This window comes from Halalkalibacter flavus, assembly GCF_036663575.1.
GTDB classification, from domain to species: domain Bacteria; phylum Bacillota; class Bacilli; order Bacillales; family Bacillaceae_D; genus Halalkalibacter; species Halalkalibacter flavus.
The window spans coordinates 42384-53105 of sequence record NZ_JAWRVK010000031.1 but is presented as its reverse complement, the minus strand read 5'-3'; the positions used below and the strand labels follow the sequence as shown (position 1 = coordinate 53105).

13 protein-coding genes are annotated in these 10722 nt (G+C 36.4%); 5 read left to right on the top strand and 8 right to left on the bottom strand.

Going from position 1 to position 10722, the window contains the following annotated elements:
- Window positions 1-115: 115 nt before the first annotated feature.
- The 6 genes from srlD to SAY88_RS17865 form a co-directional block, all read right to left on the bottom strand.
- Window positions 116-898: a sorbitol-6-phosphate dehydrogenase gene (gene srlD, locus SAY88_RS17890; RefSeq protein WP_332633521.1), complete on the bottom strand. Its 783-nt coding sequence runs from the start codon at window positions 896-898 to the stop codon at window positions 116-118.
- A gap of 22 nt (window positions 899-920) precedes the next feature.
- The gene (locus tag SAY88_RS17885; RefSeq protein WP_332633520.1) at window positions 921-1283 is read right to left on the bottom strand and encodes a PTS glucitol/sorbitol transporter subunit IIA; all 363 of its coding nucleotides are present in this window, start codon (window positions 1281-1283) and stop codon (window positions 921-923) included.
- Between the two features lie 56 nt (window positions 1284-1339).
- Window positions 1340-2368 carry a PTS glucitol/sorbitol transporter subunit IIB gene (gene srlE / locus SAY88_RS17880; protein WP_332633519.1) on the bottom strand — a complete coding sequence of 343 codons (1029 nt, stop codon included), beginning with the start codon at window positions 2366-2368 and terminating at the stop codon, window positions 1340-1342.
- A gap of 11 nt (window positions 2369-2379) precedes the next feature.
- Complete coding sequence (gene srlA / locus SAY88_RS17875) at window positions 2380-2925, bottom strand: PTS glucitol/sorbitol transporter subunit IIC (protein WP_332633518.1); 546 nt, start codon at window positions 2923-2925, stop codon at window positions 2380-2382.
- A 1-nt stretch (window position 2926) separates the two neighbouring features.
- Complete coding sequence (locus tag SAY88_RS17870) at window positions 2927-3370, bottom strand: transcriptional regulator GutM (protein ID WP_332633517.1); 444 nt, start codon at window positions 3368-3370, stop codon at window positions 2927-2929.
- Window positions 3371-3455: 85 nt separating this feature from the next.
- Window positions 3456-4406 carry a sugar-binding transcriptional regulator gene (locus SAY88_RS17865; RefSeq protein WP_332633516.1) on the bottom strand — a complete coding sequence of 317 codons (951 nt, stop codon included), beginning with the start codon at window positions 4404-4406 and terminating at the stop codon, window positions 3456-3458.
- Between the two features lie 709 nt (window positions 4407-5115).
- Between SAY88_RS17865 and SAY88_RS17860 the strand changes: the two genes are divergently transcribed.
- Together SAY88_RS17860 and SAY88_RS17855 are read left to right on the top strand one after the other, a co-directional pair.
- Entirely contained in the window at window positions 5116-5763 is a 648-nt protein-coding gene (locus SAY88_RS17860) for a DsbA family oxidoreductase (RefSeq protein WP_332633526.1), read from the top strand.
- A gap of 304 nt (window positions 5764-6067) precedes the next feature.
- Window positions 6068-6154, top strand: a complete 87-nt coding sequence (locus tag SAY88_RS17855) for a YjcZ family sporulation protein (protein WP_332633525.1) — start codon at window positions 6068-6070, stop codon at window positions 6152-6154.
- 61 nt (window positions 6155-6215) lie between these two features.
- Here SAY88_RS17855 and SAY88_RS17850 read toward each other — a convergent pair whose 3' ends face one another.
- The gene (locus tag SAY88_RS17850; RefSeq protein ID WP_332633515.1) at window positions 6216-7685 is read right to left on the bottom strand and encodes a nicotinate phosphoribosyltransferase; all 1470 of its coding nucleotides are present in this window, start codon (window positions 7683-7685) and stop codon (window positions 6216-6218) included.
- Between the two features lie 149 nt (window positions 7686-7834).
- Here SAY88_RS17850 and ybaK point away from each other — a divergent pair, with 149 nt between their 5' ends.
- On the top strand, window positions 7835-8311 hold the full coding sequence (gene ybaK / locus SAY88_RS17845) for a Cys-tRNA(Pro) deacylase (protein WP_332633514.1): 477 nt from the start codon (window positions 7835-7837) through the stop codon (window positions 8309-8311).
- Window positions 8312-8432: 121 nt separating this feature from the next.
- Here ybaK and SAY88_RS17840 read toward each other — a convergent pair whose 3' ends face one another.
- On the bottom strand, window positions 8433-8996 hold the full coding sequence (locus SAY88_RS17840; protein ID WP_332633513.1) for a TetR/AcrR family transcriptional regulator: 564 nt from the start codon (window positions 8994-8996) through the stop codon (window positions 8433-8435).
- 191 nt (window positions 8997-9187) lie between these two features.
- Between SAY88_RS17840 and SAY88_RS17835 the strand changes: the two genes are divergently transcribed.
- Window positions 9188-10105 carry a DsbA family protein gene (locus tag SAY88_RS17835; protein ID WP_332633512.1) on the top strand — a complete coding sequence of 306 codons (918 nt, stop codon included), beginning with the start codon at window positions 9188-9190 and terminating at the stop codon, window positions 10103-10105.
- 23 nt (window positions 10106-10128) lie between these two features.
- The gene (locus tag SAY88_RS17830; RefSeq protein WP_332633511.1) at window positions 10129-10434 is read left to right on the top strand and encodes a monooxygenase; all 306 of its coding nucleotides are present in this window, start codon (window positions 10129-10131) and stop codon (window positions 10432-10434) included.
- Window positions 10435-10722 lie beyond the last annotated feature (288 nt).

The window sequence follows — 10722 nt, the reverse complement described above, 5'->3', positions numbered from 1 at the left end:
TTTCTTAAATCTTAGAGAATGAAATAAAGTCAAAATAGAAACCCCACTTTAAAAAAGTGGGGTTTCTCGACAATCTGAAAGTCATTATGTTTTACACATAATGACTTTCAAATTATTAAAACATTACTTGCCCACCAGTAACGTTAATTGATTGCCCAGTACAATAAGCTGCTTTATCTGAAGCATAGAACAGGACAGCATTGGCAATGTCATCATACTCACAACCGCGTTTTAGCGGTACTTTATCAATATAGATTTGTTTGACTTCACTCTCTGAAACCCCAAGTTTTTTTGCATATTGTGGTATTAAACTCTGGAACATAGGAGAGTTTAATAGATTCCCTGGCATAATTGAATTAACACGAATATTATGTTCTGCAAGATCTAATGCCAGACTTTGAGTTAAACCTACTCCTCCGAATTTAGAGGCAGAATAACCAGAATTATGCTTACTGCCTACTTTACCCGACTTTGAGTTGATTTGAATGATGTTTCCGTACCCTTGCTCGATCATCACCTTTGATACTTCACGAGCACATAAGAAATAACCTGTTAAGTTGACAGCCATAGACGTTTCCCATGCACTTAAATTAAAATCAGTTATCTTTGAACTTTTTGCATAACCTGCATTATATACTAGTAAATCAATTTGTCCGAAGTTAGAAACAGTTTCTTCGACCATAGCTGCTACTTCTGCTTCATTTGTTAAATCGGTTTTAATACCAATCGCCTTAATACGATACTCTAATGCTATTTTCGACGCTACACTTTTGGCGTTCTCTTCATTTAGGTCAGCTACCACAACATTATAACCGTCCTCAGCCAATCGATGGGAAAGTGCTTCCCCTAAGTTTTGTCCACCGCCTGCTACGATTGCTACTTTTTGTAATCCGCTCATGGTTTCTCCACTCCTATATCTTTTATCGAATGATCTCTAATGTTTCTCCCTCAGTAATTTCTTTAATCTCTTTATCTTCTAGGCAAAGGGTCCCTGGTAAATCCGCTTCTGAACTTCCGTTAAACCTAATAGTAATATGTCCAAGATTACCTAGATTTTGATTAACTGCACTACCAACAGCAGTCACTTCGTATTCTGTTTCACCGATTTTAAAGATATCTCCAACCATTATTTCTCCATTTAATTCATTTTTCTCATGGACAATACAAAACTCTTTTAGTTCATCTGGTGCATCATTTTTAAATAAAATGATCATCTTATCTTCATAAAAAGTTGCTGCCATAGGCCCAATGCTTGTTACATTTGTAAAATAAACTTTACTCATTTCATCCACCTGCTTATTAAATATATTTCTCTTTTAGTAATATGCACTTATTGTTTTTAAAAATCCGTATAGATTGCAAAACTAGCCAGCCATGCTACAAAAACAGTTGGTGCTCCGGTCAAAAACCTCGAATATAATACAGCTGGCACCCCTACTTCAACCGTCTCTGGTTCCGCTTCCGCTAACCCTAAACCTACAGGAATAAAATCAGCTGCTGCTTGTGAGTTGATCGCAAATAACGCTGGTAAAGCAAGTTGTGGCGGGATATTCCCTTGTCCAATTTCCGTACCAATTAACACACCGACCACCTGCGCAATAACTGCTCCTGGCCCTAAAAACGGTGATAAAAGGGGAAATGAACAAACTAATGAAATTAGTAGTAACCCCGGTAACGAACCCGCATATGGTGATAGGAAATTTGCAAATATATCCCCAATACCAGATTCTAAGATTACCCCGATAAGCATGGCCACAAACGCCATAAATGGAAGAATCGTTTTTAATACTGTATCAATCGTGTCACGCCCCGCTTGGAATAGTGTACTAGTAAAGTTACCTATTCCCATCCCTACCTTGACCATAAGACCTTTTGGCTTCTGTTGTTCACTAATTTTTTTGTCTGTGCTATACTTGAATTGTTTATTTTTATTCTCTTGCGTTTCTGTTTCGCCGACAGAAGCGCTCTTTTTTTCTGCACTAGCTGCTACTTCTTCATTCGCTGCTTCAATATTGTTAACCTTAACTCCTGAAACATAGATATCTTCTGTTATAAATTTAGCTAACGGTCCACTTTGACCAGTTGGCATAATATTGATGGTTGGAATTCTTTTTTGTGGATAAATGCCACAACGTAATGTCCCACCACAATCAATAATCACACAAGCCATTTCTTCATCTGGTACCTTCGTTTTAAAGCCATCAACTAGTTCTGCTCCTGTTAAATCTGCAAGCTTTTTTGCAATATCTGGTTGATTTCCACCAGTAATATAGACAACTTTGTTTTTCTTTTCATTTACAATAATATTTAATGGTCCACCGAAACCACCAGGACCTGCATGAACAATTGCTGAATTGTAATTTGACATTCTGCTCACCCCTATAAATCAACTGTGCTCTTCAGTTGAACTTTTTGTTGTTTTGATACGTACGCCACTGTCCAGTCTGTTACTACACCACGCATAAAGTTGGTAACTACACCTACTAAAAAGTACATCACAGCTAACTCACCAATTGGAAGTCCTAACGTAGTAATCCCTGCCGCTATTCCTAAAAAGACAAATAGTTCTCCTGGATTTACATGCGGAAATAAACCATTGTGTGTGTGACAAGAAAACGACGCAGCTGAATAGTAACCTGGTTTGTGTTTCTCTGGTAAAAATCGTCCTAATGAAAGTGTCATAGGATTCGCAAAGAAAAACGTACCGAATACTGGTAAAATAAGATATCTAGCAAATACATTCTTCCCTGATTTTGAAGCAATGCGCTCCACTCTATCGGTTCCTACTAAACGAACAACAGCATTCATCGCAACTAGTAAACAAATTAATAAAGGAACAATGCCTGTGACAAGATCGACAAATACCTCGCCACCTCTTTCAAACAAATTCATAAATCCATCAGCTATCATAGTGATGTATTCCATATTAATTCACCTCTTTTTTTAATGTTAGTTTTTGTACTAGACGTTCAAACAAGCTTTTTTGAATTGGAATCTCACCTCCTTTAGAAATAATCTTGACATTAGCAACAGCATCCTGAATTGCAGCAACTGTTAGTTTGTCATATATGTGCAAGTCTTGCTTTGTAAGTTTCAGCAAGTCTTTGCCATCTAAACCTTTCATCGGTTTCACCCGCGAAAATACTGTAACCCCTTGCATTTTTCTTACTTCTAAAATCTTATTTCCCTTATTAATAGCAATCAGTAATACTGTACCTGCTTTGAAGAACCCTCTTCTTCTTCCAATTGCTACTCTCCCTTTTTGTCTTAACAAAGCGTAATGTTTATTGAAATTTTTAATTTGAAAAAAGCCTAAAAAGCTCTGAACAAGCCAAGCTGTAGCCACTAATATAATTAAATAAATAAACATATTAATTTAGCCTCCTTCAACAAGCTACATATAATGGAAAAAATCCCCTTTAATGGTTACGTTTTCATTAGGTTCCTAAAAAAAACTAATCTTTCTTTAAAAGCTGTTCTGCTGTACTTTCATTTGTAATAAGGACATTAATGTATTTTCCTCTTAAAGCTCCTAAAATGGATGGGATTTTATTTTCTGATTCAGCAACTCCAATTGAGTATTCAAGTTCTGCCAATCTATCTAACTCAATCGCTACAGTTCTTTCAGCAACCTCGGACTCAATAACTTGACCATTAATATCATAAAATCTAGAACAAATATCTCCTACTACATTCAGATTGTTAAGCTCCTCTATTTCTGTATCTCCATAAAACCCAGTCCAAATCATGTTCGATGACGCTAACGGAGCACCAATACCAACGACTGCAATAGAAATATTATTCCACATGTACAAAATCTTCCTAAAATAATTGGAATTAACAATATCTTTTTTTGTTTCTTTCTTTTCTACAACAGCAGCAGCATCAATAAAATGAGATGAGCCACCGAACGTTTTAGCGACGTTATAAACAATTGTGTTAACATGATATTTACTATCTAATGTTCCTGGCCCTCCAACTAAAGGGACAAAATCAGCCCTTCTTTCCTTGTATTCCACTGGTTGATCAATCATACTTCCCATGGTTCTTCCCCACGCAAAACCAATTGTATCGTCGTCCTTAATTATTCGATTTAACAAATCCAATGTAGCAAGCCCCAAATTCGCAAGTCTTTTTTCCTCTGTGTCCTCATTATTAGATGGAACAACAATAACATCTTTTAGTTGAAAAGCTTGTTGTAGTTTAGTCTCTAACTCGAATGTCTCATAAGAAGTGCTATCTATATGAATTTGTACTATACCTTCTTTTCTTGCTTTTTTTAACATTCTTCCAATTGTCGTACGATATATCCCAAGTTCTTTTGCTATTTCATTTTGAGTCATATCTGCTTCATAATACATTTGTGCAACTTTGACAAGTAAACGTTTTTCTTCCCAGTTAGACAACGTCATCCTCCATTCTAACTATTAATATCTTTTAAGCACTTGCTCATTTGAGCACATGGTGATCATTTGTCCTTGCGTTTAGTATAGACTTAACCTTCATTTGAGTCAATATATTTTTTTTATATACTATCTACTTAAATTCAAAGTTATTTCAGGCTTTGGTTTATAAGACCCATGAAAAGAAGAACAAACTCAAAGAAGACGATGTTTTTAAATTACATCGTCTCATAAAAGAAATACTTAAAACCTAAACTCCTGTTCAACCACCTCCCCATCTTCTAAAGTGCAAGAAGCAACGAGCATACCTGTATTTGATTTTAAAACGATGATTGACTATGTTCATTCTGCATTTGTGAAGCCTATGTATCATGGCTATCTCTAACAGAGCGACCTCTCAAAAACCTTGAGTGCGAGCCCAATCAAAAGATGTTAGCTCACATCCCCTATATTAAGGGGAGACATTGAAAAATAGGTGCACGATAAGGCGGAGGAAATGGAATCGGGTTATTATTAATCCTTTTTTGTCATTGCTGTAACAATGTAGGATACTACTTCATATATTTTCTCTTTTTCTTTGGTGCAACTTATTGGTCAACTCCCCTTTTAATCGATATACTAAAAGTGAAACGTTGAAACAGAAAACTCAATTGGAGGGATCAAGATGTTACACATTGAAATGTGGACTGATTTCGCTTGACCATTTTGCTATATTGGCAAGAAGCGTCTGGAGGACGCCATTCAAAAAATAAACCATCCTATCACAGTAGACTATCGTTGTTTTGAATTAGACCCTACGATGGAACGGGATGCAGGATATAATATATATGAAAAATTAGCTTCGAAATATGGAATGAGCCTGGATCAAGCAAAAGCCAACTGCCGAAACATGGAACAAATGGCACATGAACTTGGCTTAGATTTCAGGTTCGACACTCAAATCTTAACGAATACCTTTGATGCACATCGTTTAGTGATGTTTGCCAAAGAACATGGACGGATGCATGAGATGACAGATCGCCTCTTGCGTGCGTATTACACCGAAGGAAAGCATATTGGAGATCATGCAACGTTGGTTGAGCTAGCTGAAGAGGTCGGATTAGATCGAGTCGAAGTAGCAGATATGCTTTCAAGTAACAAATTCAGCAATGCTGTTCGTCAAGATGAACAAGAAGCTGAACAATATGGTATCAGGAGCATTCCATTTTTCCTTATCAATAAAAAATATGCTATCACCGGTGCACAGTCTACTGACGTGTTTGTTCAATCGTTGCAACAGATTATTGAACAAGATGGTCTTACTGTCGATCAACCAGGTGCAGCTTGTGATAATGGATGCGAATTACCAGATAAAAAATAATACATCAGGAAGGTCTCAAAAGTCTCAAAAGGTCAAAAACAGACCTTTGAGACACCCCTTTTTGCTGTTTATAAGGCTACGTAGAACCGCAAGCTAATTTACTAGCCATAACTTGTTGTTTACTCGCCATACCTTATTGCTTACTAGCCATAACTCTTCAATTACTCACCGCAACCTCCATTTTTCTCACCAAAACCAAACTCAGTCAAAAAAACACACCCGTCTATTCTCACGATAGCCCACCCACTACACCCGATAATTCATAAGATGGTCTTGTAGCTACTCTAAAAAGAAGGAATTCTTCATGAGTTACGTTACTGGAACTAGCTTCACTTTAATCGTCGTGTTATTTATCCTACTTGTTATAGTAGGTTCCACGTACACCTTTTAAAAAATAAAAATCGGCAAGGGGCTGACGAAGCCCCTTGCCTTCTACTTGTTTATTGCCCAGTTTAGCCTTTGATTTCTTCTTTAATCTCTTTAATAATTTTCATTTTGTTGTCCCAGCAATCTTGGCTTAAATCAACCGGATACTCTTCAGGATTTAACGTTCTCCTGTACTCTTCCCAAAGAACAGTTAAATTGTCAGCTACAAACTTTTGAATATCCAAAATATCAGGATTCTCATAAACCAATTCTCCATCCACAAAAATATCAGTGAGAAGCTCTCTTGCTTCAAAATCCGTTACATATTTGCTAATAAACGTATGTGTCGGGTGGAACATTTTTAAGCGTTCATCTTTTTGTGGCTCTTCATTTTTTAGTGTAATGTAATCGCCTTCTGACTTATTGTTCTTTTTATTAATAATTCGATACACTCTCTTCTCTCCTGGTGTTGTCACTTTTTCCGGATTTGAAGAGATTTTAATTGTATCGACCATGTCTCCATGATCATCTTCAATCGCAACAATTTTATAAACAGCTCCAAGTGCAGGCTGATCAAAGGCAGTAATTAACTTTGTTCCTATTCCCCATACATCAATTTTGGCATCTTGTGCTTTTAGGCTTAAAATTGTTTGCTCATCTAAATCACTTGATGCAACAATTTGAGTTGATTGGAATCCTGCTTCATCGAGCATTTCTCTTGTTTTCTTTGATAAATAAGCCATATCGCCACCATCCAAACGAATCCCTTTAAAATCAACCTCTCCTTTAAATTCTTTTGCAACTTTAATTGCAGCTGGTACACCTGAACGCAAAACATCATACGTATCAACAAGAGGAATAAACACTTTATTTTTTCTTCTAACACAGCTCTCTGCGTATTTTTTCATGGCTACGTAATCACTTTTGTACACTTGAATCATTGAGTGGGCGTGAGTACCAGACACAGGAATCCCGAATTTTTTTCCTGCTCTTACGTTACTTGTTGCATCAAATCCGGCAATGAAAGCTGCTCTTGTCCCCCAAATAGCTGCATCCATTTCTTGTGCACGACGTGAACCAAATTCCAGTACTTTTTCGTCCCCTACTACTTGCTTAATTCTTGAAGCCTTTGTGGCAATTAGTGTTTGATAGTTCACAATGTTTAAAAGGGCCGTTTCAATCAACTGTGCCTCTGCCAATGTTGATTCAACTTGTAAGATCGGTTCATTGCCAAATACAACCTCTCCTTCCCTCATCGAGCGAATGGTACCTGTGAATCGAATTGTTTTTAAGTAATCTAGAAACTCTTCTTCATATCCAACAGCCTCACGTAAATAGTCAATATCACTCTCTGAAAAACAAAAACCTTTTATGTATTCAATAATTCGTTCTAACCCTGCGAACACTCCATAACCATTGCCAAACGGAAGGGTGCGAAAATATAATTCAAATACCGCTTTCCGATTATGCATATGATCGTGCCAATACGTTTCAGTCATGTTTATTTGATATGCATCTGTATGTAGTGCTAAGCTGTCATCGTTGTAATTACTCATACTGTACCTCCCAATCACGTTTCCTTACTATAAGTATCACCCTAATGAAAATATTCTAATAAGTAAAGCGTTTTCTAGTATGTGACTCTGTTAAAAGCTACATAATCAGTTTACAATAAATAGAAAATAGTAGAAAGACGAGGGTTGATATGAAAAAGGGGAAAACAAATGCCATGCGTATGTTGGATAAAGAAAAAATGGATTATGATATGCTAACATACCAAGCCGATGATGGAAAAATAGATGGAATAGCAGTAGCAAACAAAATTGGCAGAGAGGTTACCGTCGTTTACAAAACACTTGTTGCTCAAGGATCAAGCAAGTCTTATTACGTTTTTGTCATTCCCGTTGAAGCTGAGCTTGATTTAAAGAAAGCAGCAAAAGCGGCAGGAGAAAAGAAAATCGAAATGATTCCCGTAAAAGAGATAACCAAAGTGTCCGGTTACGTTCGCGGGGGGTGTTCACCTATTGGCATGAAGAGGTTATTTCCTACGTTTATTGATCAACAGGCAAAATCACTTGAGACGATTATAGTGAGTGGAGGACTGATTGGTGTCCAAATTGAACTGAAGGTAGAGGATTTAGCAGAGGTAATAACTGCACAATTTGCTGATTTATCAAAGTAAAAGAGCACACTAAAGATGGTGTGCTCGAGATCTCAAACTTAGTTCTACTTCGATTTCATTGCCCAGTCTGGCCATTCTCTTTTCTTTAATAATTGAATTTTCGTTGTCCCTAACAACCTTCTTAGAGAGATTCAAATTCAACCCCCTTCATAATATGAGGTATTACTAACTTGATAAATTCTTCTGGAGGGATATTGCTATTCCTCCTCCATTCTACAGAAGCCCCGTAAACTCCCCAACTTAACACAATCGCATTTATCTTTAGAGCTTGATCCTCGTCCGTTAAATGTCTTTTTAACAACATTTTGTAAAAGATAATTTCTAATTGTTCCCTTATAATACGAGCAATCGTATCTTCATATCCTCTATGACAACGATTGGATAATGACTTCTGAAAGTTTGTAATAGCTAAGAAGATTTGGACGAACGCCTCTTCATTCAGTTCGTTCTGATCGATCGTATCGCAATTCAAGTTAATCAATAGCACTTCTGACAATACCTTTTCTAATAAATCATATTTATCTTCGAAATGGTAATAGAACGTCGCTCGGTTGATCATAGCCTCGTTTGTAATATCTTTTATTGTGATATCCTTGAATTCTTTTTTTCCTGAAAGCTCGATAAAAGAATCCATGATTAATTTACGTGTCCGAAGAATTCGTGGGTCCGTTTTTGATTCACTCACTTCAAATGCCCCCTACTTTTTAAACAATTTACTCAATGTGTCGTATATACGATAAATGCAATTATCTATTGGTATTGTTGTATTTCAATATGATCTAGAATTCAACTATACAACAAATATTAACTCAAATCTAAAAAGAGTTCATTGTATTTGTTTTTCCTATTCACACGTAATTAAGGAGGGATATTATCATGAAAAATAATATGATTTGTGATTTAGATACAGGTGTATGTGGGATAACGGGAGAGGAAGATATGGAAGTAATTAGTTTAAATGACCCAAAGAATACGATTGATCTATATTATGTGACAGACCCTATCTGCTCTCATTGCTGGGCACTCGAACCAGTACTGCTCCGGTTTGTACAACAGTATGGACAGTATTTTAACTTCCACACGGTTATGGGGGGACTGCTAGAAAGATGGGACGGATTTGGTGATACAGCTAATGGAATTTCAAAACCAGCAGATGTGGCTGGACACTGGAGAGAAGTTGGTGAACATAGCCGTATGCCTATTGATGGTACACTTTGGTATGATAACCCTATTCATTCTTCCTACCCTCCTTCTCGTGTATTTAAAGTAATTCAAGAACAAAACAAAGCGTTAGCAAATGTATATTTACGCAGAGTTCGAGAGGCTGTTTTTGCATTTAATCAAAATATTGCAGATCATTCTATATTAAGAGAAATAGTGAATAACCTTGGACTGGATGGTGATGCGATTGTAAGGCAAGCTGAACTTCCAAGCGGACAGCAATTATTAATTCAAGATTTCAACCTTGTTGCCAGCCTAGGGGTTCGAGGATTTCCAACCATTATCATCGTAAATAAAGATAGTAAAGGTGTCAAAATAGTCGGAGCTCACGCTCTAGAAAACTATGTTGTTGGGTTAAAGCAAGTTCTAAATACAGAGAAGCTTCTACCAAATCAACAGCCATCACTTTTACGCCTACTAAAAAAAGAAAAACTATTATTTTCTAAAGAAATTGAAGTGATGTATGATGTTAAAAAATCAGACATGCTTGCTTTTGTTGAAAAAGAGCTTTCACCAAATAGTTATGAAGTGAAGGAAATACTAGGAGAATTATATTTGAAAACTACAGAATAAAAAGTAAGACGAGGAGAATAACAATGGCATACGTATTACAAGTAGATTTCAAAATGGATGGGCCATTTGGAGATGAAATGGCGGAAAAATTTTCTGATTTAGCGAAAAGTATTAACGAAGAAGAAGGGTTCATGTGGAAAATTTGGACTGAAAATCAAGAAACGAATGATGTCGGAGGAATTTATATCTTCGAAACGAAAGAAACAGCTGAAAAATATTTAGATATGCATTCTATAAGGTTAGCTGGGTTTGGAATAACAGATGTAAACGCAATAATTTTCAACATTAATTCTAAACTTACTGAAATTACGAAAGGTCCAATTATATAATATAAATCCTTTTAAATTTATAATAAGGGTCTAATTTACAAAGAATAAGAGGAAGAGTAGCGTCAATTGCTACTCTTTTCTTCGCTTCAATTTAGTATGTTAATTTCAGGTTGAATTCCCATTACTTTTTCAAGGCTTTTAGTAAAGATTGTTGCTATGATCTAGTTTTTCTTCGGAGTAAAATGGAGTGGAAGTCACTCGACTCCTGCGAGATGCAGAGGAAGGCCACTGAAAAAGGTACGGTTTTGACCTTTTTCAGTGGCCTTTAAGCAATGAGCGGAACCGTTG

Coding starts and splice junctions, on each gene's coding strand:
- SAY88_RS17850 (WP_332633515.1), bottom strand. CDS start 7,685: ATGAGTAATTACAACGATGACAGCTTAGCACTACATACAGATGCATAT.
- ybaK (WP_332633514.1), top strand. CDS start 7,835: ATGAAAAAGGGGAAAACAAATGCCATGCGTATGTTGGATAAAGAAAAA.
- SAY88_RS17835 (WP_332633512.1), top strand. CDS start 9,188: ATGAAAAATAATATGATTTGTGATTTAGATACAGGTGTATGTGGGATA.
- srlD (WP_332633521.1), bottom strand. CDS start 898: ATGAGCGGATTACAAAAAGTAGCAATCGTAGCAGGCGGTGGACAAAAC.
- SAY88_RS17885 (WP_332633520.1), bottom strand. CDS start 1,283: ATGAGTAAAGTTTATTTTACAAATGTAACAAGCATTGGGCCTATGGCA.
- srlE (WP_332633519.1), bottom strand. CDS start 2,368: ATGTCAAATTACAATTCAGCAATTGTTCATGCAGGTCCTGGTGGTTTC.
- SAY88_RS17870 (WP_332633517.1), bottom strand. CDS start 3,370: ATGTTTATTTATTTAATTATATTAGTGGCTACAGCTTGGCTTGTTCAG.
- SAY88_RS17855 (WP_332633525.1), top strand. CDS start 6,068: ATGAGTTACGTTACTGGAACTAGCTTCACTTTAATCGTCGTGTTATTT.
- SAY88_RS17830 (WP_332633511.1), top strand. CDS start 10,129: ATGGCATACGTATTACAAGTAGATTTCAAAATGGATGGGCCATTTGGA.
- srlA (WP_332633518.1), bottom strand. CDS start 2,925: ATGGAATACATCACTATGATAGCTGATGGATTTATGAATTTGTTTGAA.